15 protein-coding genes are annotated in these 16,482 nt (G+C 28.2%); 2 read left to right on the top strand and 13 right to left on the bottom strand.

The features are described 5' to 3' along the window. Positions 1 to 50: 50 nt before the first annotated feature. The 10 genes from BUB51_RS06210 to BUB51_RS06255 form a co-directional block, all read right to left on the bottom strand. Complete coding sequence (locus BUB51_RS06210) at positions 51 to 470, bottom strand: hypothetical protein (RefSeq protein WP_073196324.1); 420 nt, start codon at positions 468 to 470, stop codon at positions 51 to 53. Next, positions 448 to 2,061: a hypothetical protein gene (locus tag BUB51_RS06215; protein WP_073196326.1), complete on the bottom strand. Its 1,614-nt coding sequence runs from the start codon at positions 2,059 to 2,061 to the stop codon at positions 448 to 450. The genes BUB51_RS06210 and BUB51_RS06215 overlap by 23 nt, the downstream gene beginning before the upstream one ends. Continuing rightward, entirely contained in the window at positions 2,058 to 3,170 is a 1,113-nt protein-coding gene (locus BUB51_RS06220; RefSeq protein WP_073196328.1) for a hypothetical protein, read from the bottom strand. The genes BUB51_RS06215 and BUB51_RS06220 overlap by 4 nt, the downstream gene beginning before the upstream one ends. A 6-nt stretch (positions 3,171 to 3,176) precedes the next feature. Beyond that, a complete protein-coding gene (locus BUB51_RS06225) occupies positions 3,177 to 5,735 on the bottom strand; it encodes a lantibiotic dehydratase (RefSeq protein ID WP_073196330.1) in 2,559 nt (852 codons plus the stop codon). A gap of 110 nt (positions 5,736 to 5,845) precedes the next feature. Then, entirely contained in the window at positions 5,846 to 6,583 is a 738-nt protein-coding gene (locus BUB51_RS06230; protein WP_073196332.1) for an ABC transporter permease, read from the bottom strand. A gap of 8 nt (positions 6,584 to 6,591) precedes the next feature. After that, complete coding sequence (locus tag BUB51_RS06235; protein ID WP_073196334.1) at positions 6,592 to 7,305, bottom strand: ABC transporter ATP-binding protein; 714 nt, start codon at positions 7,303 to 7,305, stop codon at positions 6,592 to 6,594. A gap of 136 nt (positions 7,306 to 7,441) precedes the next feature. Beyond that, positions 7,442 to 7,624, bottom strand: coding sequence for a thiazolylpeptide-type bacteriocin (locus BUB51_RS06240; protein ID WP_035161763.1), 183 nt, complete (start codon positions 7,622 to 7,624; stop codon positions 7,442 to 7,444). Between the two features lie 167 nt (positions 7,625 to 7,791). Then, the gene (locus tag BUB51_RS06245) at positions 7,792 to 8,388 is read right to left on the bottom strand and encodes a LytR/AlgR family response regulator transcription factor (protein ID WP_073196335.1); all 597 of its coding nucleotides are present in this window, start codon (positions 8,386 to 8,388) and stop codon (positions 7,792 to 7,794) included. Positions 8,389 to 8,572: 184 nt separating this feature from the next. Then, entirely contained in the window at positions 8,573 to 10,591 is a 2,019-nt protein-coding gene (locus tag BUB51_RS06250; RefSeq protein WP_073196336.1) for a methyl-accepting chemotaxis protein, read from the bottom strand. 176 nt (positions 10,592 to 10,767) lie between these two features. Beyond that, positions 10,768 to 11,406, bottom strand: a complete 639-nt coding sequence (locus BUB51_RS06255) for a redox-sensing transcriptional repressor Rex (protein WP_073196337.1) — start codon at positions 11,404 to 11,406, stop codon at positions 10,768 to 10,770. Positions 11,407 to 11,803: 397 nt separating this feature from the next. On the opposite strand from BUB51_RS06255, the gene abc-f reads away from it, so the two are divergent. Next, positions 11,804 to 13,717: a ribosomal protection-like ABC-F family protein gene (abc-f, locus tag BUB51_RS06260; RefSeq protein WP_073196338.1), complete on the top strand. Its 1,914-nt coding sequence runs from the start codon at positions 11,804 to 11,806 to the stop codon at positions 13,715 to 13,717. A 312-nt stretch (positions 13,718 to 14,029) separates the two neighbouring features. On the opposite strand, the gene tsaD is transcribed toward abc-f, so the two are convergent. Beyond that, a complete protein-coding gene (tsaD, locus tag BUB51_RS06265) occupies positions 14,030 to 15,055 on the bottom strand; it encodes a tRNA (adenosine(37)-N6)-threonylcarbamoyltransferase complex transferase subunit TsaD (protein WP_073196355.1) in 1,026 nt (341 codons plus the stop codon). A 167-nt stretch (positions 15,056 to 15,222) separates the two neighbouring features. Between tsaD and BUB51_RS13065 the strand changes: the two genes are divergently transcribed. Then, complete coding sequence (locus BUB51_RS13065; protein ID WP_159430392.1) at positions 15,223 to 15,378, top strand: hypothetical protein; 156 nt, start codon at positions 15,223 to 15,225, stop codon at positions 15,376 to 15,378. A 24-nt stretch (positions 15,379 to 15,402) separates the two neighbouring features. On the opposite strand, the gene BUB51_RS06270 is transcribed toward BUB51_RS13065, so the two are convergent. Continuing rightward, the gene (locus BUB51_RS06270; protein ID WP_035161751.1) at positions 15,403 to 15,606 is read right to left on the bottom strand and encodes a hypothetical protein; all 204 of its coding nucleotides are present in this window, start codon (positions 15,604 to 15,606) and stop codon (positions 15,403 to 15,405) included. A gap of 85 nt (positions 15,607 to 15,691) precedes the next feature. Beyond that, a complete protein-coding gene (locus tag BUB51_RS06275; RefSeq protein WP_073196339.1) occupies positions 15,692 to 16,447 on the bottom strand; it encodes a Yip1 family protein in 756 nt (251 codons plus the stop codon). Between the last annotated feature and the right edge of the window lie 35 nt (positions 16,448 to 16,482).

Raw genomic sequence — 16,482 nt, forward strand, 5'->3', positions numbered from 1 at the left:
TTTTTTTTTAGTTATGATTAGTATTCCTAGGATTTAGATGTCTGATTTTTCTACTTTATGGAAGCTAACTCTTTATTTCTTGTAAAGTGGTGTATTATATATACTCTATTCTTTAAATTCATAATGTTGTCTTCTATAAATTCGATAAAGAAAGTCATGTTTTCAGATAATTTCTGCAATTTTAATTCAGTCAATCTATTTAAACGCTTAAAAATTGAACTTTCATTTCTTTTTAATGAGTTTAAGAAACATACAAAACAGCTATCCTCTCTCTCATTCTCTAGTAAAGGACCTATAAAAGCATAATCTTCATCTTCATAGAAAGATATAACTTTTTTACCACACTTCAAAATCTTAGTATAATTCTCGATAGAAATATTCCTAGCCAATATAACTTCAAACTCATCAGTATCTAATACTTCATAGATATTTTCATTAGATATTATCTTAATTTTTAATTGTTTTCTCATTACTATCACCCAATCTACTGAAACATCCGATATATAACTGTGCCTTTTCAAATATATTCTGATAACACCAAATCTCCTCTTTTATTAAAATTTGACGTTCATTTAAAAAATTTTGTATATTTTCTTTTAATGTTTTTTTGTTCACATTCTTAATCTTAATAGTATTCAAATTATCTAATACACACCTTTTGTCTTCATGTTTCTTTATCCCATTTTGATAATTTCCTATTATATGATATAGTCCTTCTAATATCGTTTCTTCTTGATCAACCGTTCTATCACTCTCAAAAATTACATATCCACTATTCTTATCACATATCATAATCTTAACAACTTCATATTGAAAAATGTTTTGCCCTAGTACCTCGACGTCTATACCTATAACCTCTTTGATATAGTCTATAACTAAATTTACTCTTTCACTCGTTTCTATTTTATACACTTCATCAGTCGAAGGCAGCATTGATATCAAACCAAATAATAAATATTCATCTTTAGAAGTTTTGCAGACCCATTTATATCCATTTCTTTTTTCAATAGTATTCAAAAATTTTGATAACCCATTCGTTATTGCATTAATAGCTGCCATCTCATATTTCTCGTGGAAACTTATATATTCTATTTTCCCATCTACGGAGCTAAATTCAATTAAATAACTTGTAATAGGTGAATGTATTCTGAATTTATTATAATTATTTATATTAGTGATTATATGTGGAATCTCTTTTTGTATTATTTCAAAATTCTGAATTATTTCGAGGTTCGTTAGCTTGTCCATAAATGTTCTCTCATAATACTCGGTAGAATAAGTTCTAGCCAAATCATCAATGTTGAAAGTATTGATTGCTCCATCACCATAGATTAATCTGGTATTAACTTTATTAAAATCAAATTTATTCTCAATGTAGTGCAGCAATATATTTATCGGCAATATCTTACTAGACATGCCGTAGTCTTTAACATTATTCATTTCAAATTTTTTAAATGTATTAATAATCGATTTATTAAACCCTGTCAAATAAAGTAGTAAATATTGATAATTAACTTCATTGACTAAAATTATTTCATCAAATCTTTTTAAAAATTTTTCTATTAAATTTTCATCTATACCAAAATATATTAGGATTCCGTCTATTAAATTATTTTCGATAATATCTTTTCCATCTATATTTACTACTTTAATTTTTCTATCTGTAAAAAAATCTATTACAGATGCAGGTGCATTAATAAATATAAAAGTTTTCTGTTCTAAATAATCTAATATTTCATAATGATTTTTAAAGTTCTTTATAACATACTGTTGAAAATCTCTATCGAATCTATATTGTCTATTACTAACGATATACAATATATCTAGTTTTAAAAGCATTTTTACAAATTTTAATATATCTTCTCTTTTGTTAGGAATATTTTTAATTAATTCATCAATAAATATACCGTCAAAGGCTAGCTCTATTATCTTCTGAATAAGCTCATAATCTTCTACATTCCCATTAATCTGATATCTTTTTCTTCTCTTTACAATATTTATACACTCTTTCTGGATATCATAATAAACGTGAGCATTTTTCTTATATCCTATACATATCATATAATTCCCCTCTCACAAAATATCGTCTTCCAATCTGTATTATATTTCTCGAATATATATCTTGACATAGCATAACAGCAAAAATGTTTATATATAAAGCTGATGTTTATAGTAGGTAGTATAGAATATAATATATTTACTAAAGACCTAAGAACCATATGTTCTTTACTACTCACTAAATCATCAACAGATTCATTAGAAACAAATACGTCATGAAATTCACTATTTATTTCAGATACATTCTTTTTTAGCATATTTATTTGTTCTTCTAGACTCAAGTATCCTTCTTCAGCAAATCTATTTTGTTCAAATAATACAACAGTTTCATCATATATATCTTTCCATACATTAAAACATTCTAGCAACAATGGATCGTCAGCATATAAACTCTCTAATCTTTCGACTTGAAGGGCCTTATAGAAAGAATCATAATACTCTTCAAATTTTTCTCTTACACCATATTGTTCTGCAATAGCAAACATTCCTGCTATATGAGAATAATATACAATAGATGCATATTTCTCTCCATGTTCAAAAAGTTTTAATAGAATATGATAATTTTTTAAAACAAATAATATCTTATCATTCTCTTTATTCTTAAAACGCTTTAAAATTTCTTCAAGTATAGGCTGCAATTTAAATTTAGAACGGATATGCAGTAGTAAATGTGCAGAAGAATTATATAATCTCTTATAATAATCCATATCTAAATCAAGTACTTTTACTTTTAAATGGTTATTCAAATCTATTTTTTCTTCCGTTTTCCGTTCCATTTGTGAAATTATTTTTGCATTTCTTAAATATTTTTGTATATTTTCTTTTATTACATCTTGTGAAAATTCCCCAAACTTCTCTAAATTATACTCATAAACTCTTTTTTGAAGATATTTTTCTAGATAATATATATCAATATTACGATTAGCAAACACTATCTGAACATTTGGTCCACCATTCCATTCCCGTAAAATAAAATAGTTTGAATAAATATTCTCCCTCGCAAAAGGAATTATGCATTCAAATATAAACCGCCTTTTCTGCTGCTCATTCCCAAAATGATATATTTTAAATATTTTTATATCCTTTAATGAAAAATCTTCACTTATATACATATAATTTCATTCTCCCCTTCTAGTCGTATATTCTATTTGGTATTCCCTAACAAATTTTTCATTAGAATTATTAGGCAAAACTTCCTCTAATATCACAAATCCATCACTTTCAAGTTCAACAATAAATTCTCTGAATAATAACGGACTTGCAAGATGTATATACTTCGGTTTAAGTTCAGTCCTTCCCAATTTAGAGTAATCTATATTCTTATTCCCTCTATATTTCCTAACAAAAAATTCCAAAGGTAGATTGTTATTTACAAATGTAGATATTACATCATAATAAATTTCTACTAAATCTCTATTCATATCAAAGATATTTCTTATAAGCCATTTTCTCCTAAATAGCACAATGTTTTTATATTTTATACGTGGAATATTATCTGCTATGATTTTGTCATCTTCAGCATTAGGCTGCCATAAATTCATATAGTATTCGTCAAATCTGGAAGTAGGATTAAGCCCTAATATCATTCTCAATACTGTCGGCAATAAAACATATATTAATGAACCTAAAAAGAATACATCTAAATCTCCTTTGTCTTTATGATATATTCTTACAACTTGTCTATCTTCATCATACATAAAATAGCAGTCTTTTAAATAAACTGCATTATCCATATACCTTTCTTCTTCAGAAAAAGGTAAGATTAAACGATGTTCATTAAAAAAGTAATGTGAATTAGCATTAAATCCAAAACCCTCTAATACTTCGACACATTTGTCTTTGTCAAAAACGTACTCTTTATATTCTTTAAAATCTTCTTCTTCATAAATTTCTGAAAATAATTTCGAAAATCTTGAAAAAAATACTTGATTGCCATTATAAATTTTATTAATAACATAATTTTCTTTATCTTTTTGATAAAAAATAGTAGATGAAGTAATATCACTAATTTTTTCTATACTATCCGGTATCTCATTGATTATATTATTTACTATATCAGTTATCTGAACTTCTGGTAATTTGCTGTCCTTTAATTTCAAAATATGTTCTTTAAACTTCTTCTTCAATTCAAAGACTTTTTTAATATCGTCTCTCATCATATCTTTTATATCGAAAAGTGAATCTTCCCAAACTCCTCTATATTGAAATCCTATTTTAGAATACAAATGATAAACATCTAAATCTAAACAGCTTACCTTTTTATTCCCATATTTAGCCTTGAATTGTTCTGAAAAAGGAATCAAAATTGGATATGTCTGGTCGAATATTTTTATAAATTTTTGTATCTCTCTAATACTATCTATAAATTCTCTATATTCTCGATCGATCTTTATAATAGGAACATAATCTTTATAATAAGTTTCCTCATATATTAAAATGTCTAAATTCATAGATATATTAAGAATTTCCGACAAATCTATTATTTGCTGCTTTATTTCGTTATAAATTGAAAAACGCTCTTTATATTTTGCTGTCTTAAATTGGTTTAATAAAACATTTACTCTTCTTAATTTTTTTACAACAGTTTCTATAGTTTTCTCATCATCATCGTTGAGTCTCGATACTTTCTGTTCGAATTCTTCAAATATATCTTCTCCAAACTCCGATAACGTCATTGTAGGTATTATAACTTTATTTTTAATTAAAATATTGATTATGAAATTGTCTACATTTTCTTTTGAAATGAAATCCTCCAAATACTCTTTAATATCTGAATATGTGAATATACTATCTTTAAATCTATTTAGAATACCACCTATTACTCTATTCTTCTTAATCCTAATATTTGTATCTATCGAATTATATATTTTACTTTTTCCTGTATCCTTTTGTACTAAAAAATAATAAACATCTTCATATTCTTTATACATCGAAATTTTAAATTCCAATTGTTTTAAAAAAGACTCTTTTAATATTAATGAATCAAATATCGCTCTGATTATACAATTATTTAGTTCAACATTTTTTAATATTTCAATATTCTCATCATTGATATAACTTTCTTCATCTTCTTTAAATCTACCTAAAGCAACAGATGTAAACGTACTGAATGGGCTTGTCTTAACAGCGGCTCTCGATAAAATTCTTACTAACTGATGATCTAACTTTCTAACTTTAGACTTATGCTTCGAACATTCAACAGAAACATATTTATTAAATTTCTTGTCAAAATCAGAATTAATCAACGGAAATGCAAGTTTTATTATTTCATCCATCTTAAAAAAATCTTGTAATTTCAATCTATTATCCTCCATTGCCTCAATAATTTTCTGATTTAATTTCATTTTTGCTCTTTGGAATTCTTCATAAGTCTTACAATAAACAGATACATATCTAATTGACAATTCGTCTAGCTCTGCAATCTCTTTTTGTTTAATAGTCTTAAAATTATATATTTTCCTTTTACAATTAAGCAGTCTCGGATTTTTAGTATCTTTAAAAATTTTTTCTAAAGCGTCACATGCCTCCGAAGAAATTTTTTCAAGTTCTTTTTTATACTCCATTATTAATAGAACACAGTTTATCAGTTCTTCATCAATTAACTTTTTTAACTCTTTTTTAGGTACATTATTTCTTCTTTCTAAAAAATAGGAAAATAGGAAGTCTTTTTTCTCCATTCGCCTTACCGTTGGTCTATACTATAAATCAAAATTGCCCAACGGTTCGCACCTCCTTCATCTTCAAATAGCCTCATCTATCCTTTTTTCTATTATCAATTCTCTGAAAATCAATATTCCTGCCTATTTTTTTGAACTAATAGTAAGAGTATACAAATCACAATAGTAGCTACTAATGCTAATATATTAGCCATATTAGGTACTTTATTTTCCCATATACTAATCGCTACCCTATCCATATGGTAAACTGGATTAGCAAATACAAAATACTGTAAAGCCTTAGACAATCTTTCAATCGGAAACATCAAACCAGATGCAAATAGTACATATTGGAATACCAAAACAGTAAAAGGTACTACCTGTCTTGAATTTTTAAAGAAACCATGTAAAGTCAAACTCATTAAAAGCATTATACCTATCATAATTACAAATACTAACATAAAAACGAATAGATTATCGCTTATAGGTATACCAAATCCTAAATTCGCTATCAAAAGCATTTCTATTAATCCAACAAATGATATAACTACTCCTCTGACTATATATGTTGCAACTATAAAATATATATTAGTAGGAGATATTATTATTCTTTTATATACTCCTAATTCCCTATCTGATACACTCTGCATTCCAATATTAAAAAATATCGTCAAGAAAGATATTAGTATAGAATAGATAGGTACATATTGCTGAAATGAACGTACATCTCCATAACTCGCATACATGCTAGTAAAAACGATAAAAAAGAACGCCGGTATAAATAGAATAGGGAAAGCAAATAACGGTTCTCTAAAAAAAATTAAAAAATCATATTTGACTTGTTTTTTAAAAAAACTATATTTCCCCATATCGTATCTTACACTCCTTCTACATAACTAAAATAAACTTCATTAAAGTATCTCTTATCTAATTTCATTTTTAGATTTTCTGGATTATCATCTGCTACAATCATTCCATCTTTTAGAATTATAACTCTATCACAATACTGATCGATTTCTTCCATTGAATGGGTAGTTAAGAGAATAGTTCTATTATCATCTTTTATACCTTTAATTTTATTCCATAATATCTGAGTTGCTTTTGGATCTAATCCTGTAGTAGGTTCGTCTAAAAAAATCAATTTAGGATTATGCAAAAATGCAATCGCCAATAGACACCTCTGTTTCCACCCTCCAGATAGTTTATGAAATTTTACATTCAAATACTGATGAAGTTCAAACTCCTCAACTATCTCATCTATTCTATCTTTTCCTAAACTATAAAAACTAGCAAATAAGTCTAATGCCTCTTTTACCTTTATATATGCATACATACCTCCTTCTTGGAATATAACACCTATCTGTGAACGTACAAAATCAGCTTTTTCTGGTAAAGTAGCGCCTAAAACTTCAACCTCGCCTTCATCATATTTTCTAAGAGTCATCAATATCTCTAATAGCGTAGTTTTACCAGTCCCATTAGGACCAACTATTCCTACAATCTCCCCTTCCTCTATTTCAAAAGACACATCTTTTAAAACCTTATTACTGCCATATGATTTATATAGATTTTTAACTTTTACTATCTTCATTTCACCACACCTTATCCTTCCTATCTTCTCTTTATTCAAAATAATGATTTTTCATAAAAGGCCCAACCGATAAATTGTTGAGCCTTTTATGAAAGCTAAATATAGTGATAAATTCATTTGCAAAATTATTCTTTAATTATCGCTGTGTAATTTGTGCACTACCACCACAGCTAGCACATGAAGACGAACCGCAGCAAGAACAGCTACCACTAGAACTTGAACCACTTGTAGCTCCTGTTTCACTAAGTAAAGCTGCTTCAGAAATTTCCATGATTTCTAAATCATCAACTCCATTAAACAATTTTTCTAATCCGTTCATTCTAACACCTCCTAAAGTTTAGTTTTTTCAATCTTGCAAGACTGATAACTAAATATTCTGATAATTCTAACTCTTTTCCTGCAAACATTCCCAAATAACCTCTTTTTAAGATTAAATAACTAAAAAATATAATCAAATAACCAAAATTAATTTAAAAGGCCCATTCTTTACAATCCGCAAATAATTTTTCCTTTTAACTCTTCAAATTTATATCTACTCATAAAAGCAACTTTATCTGTATTAAAAAACCTAATTTCAAAAGATCTGTTGCCTAAATTCCTTATTTTTATAATTTTATCTATATTCACTATATATGATTTATGAACTCTTAAAAATTCCTCTGGTAATTTACTTTCTAATTCATTTAATTTGTGCCTTGATAGATATTCTTTATCTTTCGTATGAATTATTGTATTTTTTTCTAATTTTTCTATAAATAAAATATCATTTAATGGAATAAAAATTATTTCTTTTTTATTCCTTATTACTATTTTATTAGATAATCTATAATCTTCCTCTAATTGAGTTGCTAAATTATTTACCGTTGTTATAAACTTTGAAATATTTATAGGTTTAGAATTTTTCATTATCTGTGAAATATCTGCTTCATTTAATCCTTGTTTTGAGTTTATTTCAATATCTGATAAGGCTATATTGAAACTACCTTTTTTGATATAACCAATAGTTTCCTCACCATTTTGAACCTCAAAAACTCTAGATATTAAAACATCCTCTTGTTCTAATAAAATCAAAACGGCCAGCATTTAAACCATCCCCTATTCTTTTATTTTTTAAATTATGTACATTATCGCAGATATAATTGGTATAAATATAGGACTTATAATTCCTTATAATTTTATTTTACACAAAATTAATTGCAAAGTATGTCGAAATATAATTTTAAACTAAAAATTAAGACCAATCTCCTTCGAGATTGGTCTTAATCTTTTATTCTACTTTAAATCTATTTACTTCCTCTTCTAAATCCATCGCCAACCCATTTAGTTTATCTGCCGCTTTAGCAACTTCCTCTATAGCCGAAACTTGTTGTTGCATTGATGCACTTACCTGCTCTGATGAAGCTGCTGTCTGTTCTGACACGGCAGAAATACTGCTTATAGAATCTACAATTAAATCTTTATCTTTATTTATGTCGTTTACAAATTCATATAAGTTTTCGATTTTTCCTGCTATTTTCTCTATAGATTCAGATATAAGTCCAAATGCCTTATTAACTTCAAATACATTTTGAGATTGTTCTTTTGATCTAATCTTAACTTCTTTCATTATTTCAACCGTATTTTTACTTTCTTTTAAAATTTCAGTTATAATCTCTTTGATCTTATCTGATGCACTACCAGAGTCTTCGGCTAACTTTCTTATCTCATCTGCAACAACTGCAAATCCCCTTCCATGTTCACCTGCTCTAGCAGCCTCGATTGAAGCATTTAATGCTAAAAGATTTGTCTGTTCAGAAATTGAAGCTATAGTATCTAATATATCTCCAATATTTTTAGTCTTACTATCTAGCTCTATAATCGCTTTTTCAATTTTCTTAATTGCCTCATCATTTTCCTCTGTCTTATCCTTAAGTTCTTCAACTAAATCCATGCTAGAAGTATTTACGTCAATTATCTCTTTAGCCGAATTTAACATTTCATCTGCACTCGTATTTAACTCGACAATCTTTTCGGCTAATCTATTTACTATTCTAACTCCTTTTTCAGTATCTGCAGCCTGTTCTGTCGCTCCATTTGCAATTTCTTCTACAGCATTTGCAACCTCATCTGCAGAAGCACTCACCTCTTCAGCGGTAGCAGCTAAATTCTGTGAAGCCGAAGTAACTTCATCTACCACTCCCTTGACTTGTTTTATCAATTTATTCAATTCAGATGCAGTGGTATTGAAATCTTTTGCCAATTCGCCGATTTCATCCTTTGAATTTATATTACATCTTACAGTTAAATCTCCACCTTTAATCCTTCTCATTCCGTCAACTAAAACTTCAATAGGTTTTATTATAGATTTTGATAATAAATAAGAAACTACAATGCCCACTAATAAGAAAATAACACTAAACATCAGCACGCTTTCTAGAATAAACATAACCTTTCCGCTTATCTCATTCATGTACATGATTACGAGTATTTTCCATCCTAGTCTATCAATAGTAGTATATACGGCAAACTTATCGTACAATTTGCCATTTTCCTTGAATTTATAATCCACAACACCTTCTTTACTCTTATTTATAGCATCTGCCACTATTTTAACGGGAACTGTTTTTCCTATCAACTTCATATCTTTATGAGTCATAATGTACCCATTTCTGTCTAATAATACTGGATATCCCTTTGCTCCAATTTGAATACTATTCGCCATTTTAGTTAATGTCTCAAGAGAAATATCTACGGCTAATACTCCTACAAATTCATTATTGGCTGATTTATTATATATCGGTATTGCAGCAGAAATAACGGGCTTTCCGGTATCTTCGTCTATATATGGGTCTGTCCAAATTAATTTTTTACTAGCTACAGCCTGCTTATACCAAGGTCTTACAGTAGGGTCAAATCCTTCTTTTATATCTGTCTCAGGATACAAATACATTTTTTTATCTTTTGTACCTAAATATATGCTCTTTATATCTTTATGAGCTTTTATATATCCCTCAAAATTCTTTAACATTCGCTCAACGCTTTCAGGATTATCAAGAACTTGCTGTAAGTCTTGTTCATAACTCATTGCTGTAAAACTTTCTTCAATTCCTTTAAAATAGCTATCAATCGTCAATTTTAATTGTTCTATTATTTCGGAAGTCGCATCTTTTAAGCCTTCTTCTAACATCTTTACCGATTTTAAATAAGACATTATTCCGAAACCAGACATCAATACGACTATTACCAAGATATACATAGAGGTTATTTTAAACCCCAACCCATATCTCCTTTTCCCCTTGCTTTTCATAAAACTTACCCCCTTTAGATAAATTTTACTTAATGCTTCGACAAAAATATACTTTCTCTTTCAAATTTCGACAAAAAAATATATATCCCTTCTTTTTTTAAAATAAAAATAGGAACATAACGTTCCTAATCTATTAATAAATCTATAAAATGAGACTAAAGTACCAAAAAAGTATTTTATCTATTTATTCTCTCTTTTAACATATATGACAACGTAAATAAACTTTCATTTAAATGAACGTTTTCAACAACAACATCATCTGGAACTTTTAAATCTTTCGGCGCAAAGTTCCAAATTCCCTTCACCCCACTATTCACAAGTTTATCAGCTATTTCTTGACTAACGTCTTTAGGCGTACAGATTATTCCTATATCTATCTGATTTTCTTTAATGAAGTCCTCTAACTCTTTAACATCTCTAACTTTTATACCTCTTATTTCTATTCCTATAACTTCAGGTTCTACATCAAATATAGCTTTAACCTTGAAACCTTCCTCTTCAAAAGAACGATAATTAGCTATTGCATGACCTAAATTGCCGGCTCCTATTATTACAGTATTATATACTCTATTAAGACCTAGTATTTTACCTAATTGATTATGCAAGTCTTCAACATTATAACCATATCCCTGCTGTCCAAACCCTCCGAAATTGTTTAAATCCTGCCTAATCTGTGATGCAGTAAACCCTGTAAGCTGACTCAACTGTTGAGACGAAATTCTCTTTACTTCATTCTCCATTAATTCTCCAAGATATCTATAATACTTCGGCAATCTTCTTATAACAGCCATAGATACTTTATTGCTCTTTCTCATCTCTCTACCCCTCACTTCAAGAAATTTAAAATTTAAAATTCAAAATTTAAAATTATTATTATAGAGTATATTTTTAATATGATGTTTATTCTGTTAATTTCAGGTGTATTGTACCATTTTGTCAGTATTCTGTCAAACTTTTCACATCTACACTATATCATCCAGAAAATCGCTTTTGGAATTTATAAGAAATAAAGTAAATTCTTATAATATTTTGGTTAGATAGCTGCAAGATTAAACAATCATCTTTAATATTATTTTATAATATTAATAATTAACTTTAAAGTAAAAACATTTTATAACTTCATTGTATCAGTTTTATAGTTTAACTTGTATCCTTTTTCTGTTAAAATTATATACAAAGCATAATTTAACATGAGTTAAAGGAGTTGTCTTTATGATTGTATTATCATGCAGTAATTTATCTAAATCATATTCTATCTATAAAATTCTAGACAATATATCATTCACCATAAATGATGGAGAAAAAATAGGTTTAGTTGGATTAAATGGTACAGGTAAATCTACTCTATTTAAAATATTAGCCGGTAAATTAAGTAAAGATTCAGGAGAAATTTATATAGCTAAAGACCATAAAATAGGATTTCTTGAACAGAACACACAAATCGAAAGTAATAATACAGTATTTGAGGAAACTTTAAAAGTCTTCAGACACCTTATCGACATGGAAAAAAAGTTAAGAAATTTAGAAGAGGAAATAAGTATCGAAGGTAAAAATGGTTCATCAGCAAAACTACAAAATCTAATGAATCTTTACTCAAAATTAATAGAAGAATTCAATGACAAAAATGGATATGGATATAAAAGTGAGATAAAAGGGGTTTTAAAAGGTCTGGGTTTTACTGAAGAAGAATTTAATAAACCCATAAACAAATTAAGTGGAGGACAAAAAGCTAGAATTTCACTAGCAAAATTATTACTTGAAAAACCCAATATTTTACTTTTAGATGAACCAACAAATCACCTTGACATAGAAGCTATAGACTGGCTTGAAAAATTTATAAAAGATTATAGAGGAACTGTAATAGTGATTTCTCATGACAGATATTTCCTAGACTCCGTTACAAATAGAATATTTTTAATTGAAAATTCTACCCTCAAATCATATAACGGGAATTATTCGACCTTTATGAAAAAGAGAAAAAAAGAACTCGAACTTTTACAGAAAAAATATGAAGAACAACAAAAAGAAATTAAAAGGCAAGAAGAAATTATTAAAAAGTTTATGTCATATGGTGGTAAACGATATATAAGACAAGCACAAAGCAGACAAAAAATGCTCGATAAAATGAAAAAAATCGATAAACCTGTACAAGATCATAAAAAAGCAAAAATAATATTTGAACCTAAAGTAAAAAGTGGTTATGAAGTTCTTAAAGTCAGAGATTTATCGATGAATTTTGATGATTTTAATCTCTTTAAAGATTTATGCTTTTCTATATATAGAGGAGAAAAAGTAGGGCTTATTGGTCCTAACGGTATTGGAAAAACAACACTATTTAAAATTATCTTAAACAAAATTACTCCAACAAGTGGCGAAATAACTCTAGGGCATCATGTAAATATAGGTTATTATGACCAAGAACAGTCAAATCTTAATCCCGAAAAAACTATTGTAGATGAAATATGGGACGAAAATCCTAATCTTGATCACTATCAAATAAGATCTGTACTTGCAAAATTCTTATTCCAGGGAGATAATATTTTCAAAGAAATCAGTACTTTAAGCGGCGGAGAAAAAAGCCGATTAGCTCTACTAAAATTAATGCTGTCTAAAGCAAATTTTCTTCTAATGGACGAACCTACTAATCACCTCGACATAGATTCTAAAGAAGTTTTAGAAGATGCCCTTAAAGATTATGAAGGAACGCTACTTGTCATATCACACGACAGATATTTCTTAAACAAAGTAACAGATAAAATATTAGAACTAAACAGTAACGGAATTAAAGAATATCTCGGTAACTATGATTATTATTTAAATAAGAAAAAAGCTAATGAAATTCAAGAAGAAATTTCTGATGATAAAACTAAAACTCAAATTAAAGCAGAAAGAAAAAGATTAAAAGAACAGCAGAAAAAAGAGAAAAAATTAAAAGAAAGAATTAAAAATTTAGAATCTAAAATTAGTCAATATGAAGAAAAAATATCTGAATTAGAAAAATATATGTGCAAACCAGAAGTCTTTAATAATCCAACCAAAAGTATAGAAGTAAGCACTGAAGTTAATAATTTAAAAAATGAACTTAATAAGCTCTATGATGAATGGATGGAATTAACTGATAATTAAAATAATTTAAATCTTAACTGTGGACAAGATGCAAATTATGTCAACATTCTACAGTGCAACTTGTCCACAATTTTTTATCTCACACTATAAAAATAGTTATTATGCCCAAATAATCCACAAAAAATCCACATTATCCACATACTTATCAACATTTATGTATTAAGTCAACAACAAATTTATATTCTTTTTCCACATTATCCACAATTATTTGTTTAAACAGAAAATATGTTCTGTGAACAAAATGTGTCTAATTATTAACAATAATGTCGAAACAGTATTTATATTTAGTTAACATAAATATATCTACATAATTTAATATTTCTTCTCTCCAAGTTTGAGATTAGGTATCGCATTTAATGTTAAATCAGCTCTATATCCTCTTAAATAATCGTAGTATGCAGCACATCCAATCATCGCTGCATTATCTGTACATAATTTTTTTGACGGATATCTTAATTTTAATCCCTCTTCAGCACATCTTCTACTCATAAGATTTCTCAGCCCTTCATTTGCGGCTACACCACCAGCTAAAGCAACTATATTAACTTTCTTATTTTTAGCTGCTTTTATCGTTTTATCTACCAAAACCTCTATAACAGATTGCTGAAAACTAGCTGCTACATCTTCCACTACTATTTCTATACCTTTTTGTTTGGAATTATTTAAATAATTTAATACAGCAGATTTTAATCCACTAAAACTAAAATCGAAACTTCCATCATCTAAATATACTCTAGGAAAATCAACAGCATTTTTATTACCTACTTTGGCTAGTTTATCTATAATAGGACCTCCTGGATATCCAAGCCCTAATGCTCTTGCAACTTTATCAAATGCCTCACCAGCAGCATCATCTCTCGCTTTACCAATTACTTCATATTCGCCGTAATCTTTAACTAAAACTAAATGTGTATGTCCTCCTGATACGACTAGACAAATAAATGGAGGCGTTAACTCTTTATGCTCTATAAAATTAGCACATATATGGCCCTCTATATGATTCACTCCTATTAAAGGTATGCCCTTACCAAAGGCTATGGCTTTAGCCGTAGACACCCCAACTAATAAAGCTCCAACTAGTCCCGGTCCATATGTAACTGATATATTATCTATATCATCAAATGTAATATCGGCTTCATCTAAAGCCTGCTGAATGATTATATTAATATTTTCAATATGCTTTCTTGAAGCAACTTCTGGAACAACTCCACCAAATTTTTTATGTATTTCTATTTGAGAAGAAATAATATTAGATAAAACCTCTCTACCATTCTTTACAATAGCAACAGAGGTCTCATCACAAGAAGTTTCTATAGCTAAAGTTATAATATCTTTCATGCTTTCCAAACTATCTCCCTCCACTTCATTCATATATGGTATATTATAACCTAACAACTGATTAGATACTAGAGAATTTAAGTCATTGTCTTTCATTATCAAAAACATACATAATATTGATTAATAAACTAATACTAAATATATATCCTATTTAGGAGAGTGTGGAAATGGAGAAAAGAAAATCTCTTTATAATAGAATTTCAGAAGCCAACATTCTGCCAGATGGGTTATTAAAAGAGGTTAGCTATGATGTTTTAGCATTAGCAATAGTTGCTAAAAATAGACCATTAGTTTCAAAGAATGAAAATAGTAATTTAAAATAATTTTGGGCACCGACCGGTGCCCTTTTAATCTAATTTTACATCCATATTTGATAGTATTTCATCCACTAAATTGATATCGCATTTATTGTCTTCAGTAAAGTGTTCACAATTCACACAGCTTTTATTTTTATCGTCAATTGCTGATGTAGAACTTACCATAGAAGCTCCTTTTGGCCTATACTGACTGCAATTTTGAGCTACCATTTTCAATTGTTCTCTGCTGGCCATCCGCCACCCTCCTTTTATCTTTTGCAATTATTATTTCAAATATATACTATTATTATTCATCTCATGGATTGTGACGGTTTAATAGTTACATCGCAGCTCCTGCAGCCTTCAAAGTAGCTAATCCTCCAGTTATTAAAATCCAAGTTATCCAAGGCAACAATACTGCCAAAGCGGATTTTTTTCTTGGTATTCCATATACTTGAGAAATACCTATAATGGATAATATCTGATACCAAATTATAAATATATCAATTTGAGCTAATATACTGTATAATAATCCGCCAACCATTGATTCTGGTAATAGCACTGCAAAATTGATAAGCACATCAAATTTTCCTATTATTAAAGAAATAATAGTTATAATAACCTGACCCAATAATATGGGTATGTAAGCATGTGCAACAACTGAAAAAGCATTTTTAAATTTTCCATCTCCTCCAAAAACACATGCGAGTCCATTAGTTAAAAAACTCTTAAATACCCAAACAACTATAGGAACAACCGCCATAGCAATTATTGATATATAAAGTTGTGTGTTAACTAAATTTTCTAAATTTGGCACTTCAGTACCTTGTTTTGCAAACTGCTGTGCTAGTTTAGTAAGTAGAAATTCTTTATAGCTGTCTAATCTTAATAATATTAATAACACCATTCCAATACTAACTAATAATATTGGAAATAAAACTCTAGGATGTTCTCGTAAATTATCAAATAATTTAACTGGATTTACAAATACATACTTTAACCTTTCCCACCAAGTAAATGGTCTAGTTTCATTCACATTTTCATTTTCATTTTCATTCATAATTTCATTATTAGTTTGATTTAAATTTTCAGTCATATTCCCACTCCTTTTTTTAAATTGATTTTAATTTG

This window comes from Caloranaerobacter azorensis DSM 13643, from assembly GCF_900129995.1.
Lineage (GTDB): Bacteria > Bacillota > Clostridia > Tissierellales > Thermohalobacteraceae > Caloranaerobacter > Caloranaerobacter azorensis.

Bases quoted from the DNA above. Each gene is read 5' to 3' on its own strand.
- BUB51_RS06210 (WP_073196324.1), bottom strand. From the start codon at position 470: ATGAGAAAACAATTAAAAATTAAGATAATATCTAATGAAAATATCTAT.
- BUB51_RS06215 (WP_073196326.1), bottom strand. From the start codon at position 2,061: ATGATATGTATAGGATATAAGAAAAATGCTCACGTTTATTATGATATC.
- BUB51_RS06220 (WP_073196328.1), bottom strand. From the start codon at position 3,170: ATGTATATAAGTGAAGATTTTTCATTAAAGGATATAAAAATATTTAAA.
- BUB51_RS06225 (WP_073196330.1), bottom strand. From the start codon at position 5,735: ATGGAGAAAAAAGACTTCCTATTTTCCTATTTTTTAGAAAGAAGAAAT.
- BUB51_RS06230 (WP_073196332.1), bottom strand. From the start codon at position 6,583: ATGGGGAAATATAGTTTTTTTAAAAAACAAGTCAAATATGATTTTTTA.
- BUB51_RS06235 (WP_073196334.1), bottom strand. From the start codon at position 7,305: ATGAAGATAGTAAAAGTTAAAAATCTATATAAATCATATGGCAGTAAT.
- BUB51_RS06240 (WP_035161763.1), bottom strand. From the start codon at position 7,624: ATGAACGGATTAGAAAAATTGTTTAATGGAGTTGATGATTTAGAAATC.
- BUB51_RS06245 (WP_073196335.1), bottom strand. From the start codon at position 8,388: ATGCTGGCCGTTTTGATTTTATTAGAACAAGAGGATGTTTTAATATCT.
- BUB51_RS06250 (WP_073196336.1), bottom strand. From the start codon at position 10,591: ATGAAAAGCAAGGGGAAAAGGAGATATGGGTTGGGGTTTAAAATAACC.
- BUB51_RS06255 (WP_073196337.1), bottom strand. From the start codon at position 11,406: ATGAGAAAGAGCAATAAAGTATCTATGGCTGTTATAAGAAGATTGCCG.
- abc-f (WP_073196338.1), top strand. From the start codon at position 11,804: ATGATTGTATTATCATGCAGTAATTTATCTAAATCATATTCTATCTAT.
- tsaD (WP_073196355.1), bottom strand. From the start codon at position 15,055: ATGAAAGATATTATAACTTTAGCTATAGAAACTTCTTGTGATGAGACC.
- BUB51_RS13065 (WP_159430392.1), top strand. From the start codon at position 15,223: ATGGAGAAAAGAAAATCTCTTTATAATAGAATTTCAGAAGCCAACATT.
- BUB51_RS06270 (WP_035161751.1), bottom strand. From the start codon at position 15,606: ATGGCCAGCAGAGAACAATTGAAAATGGTAGCTCAAAATTGCAGTCAG.
- BUB51_RS06275 (WP_073196339.1), bottom strand. From the start codon at position 16,447: ATGACTGAAAATTTAAATCAAACTAATAATGAAATTATGAATGAAAAT.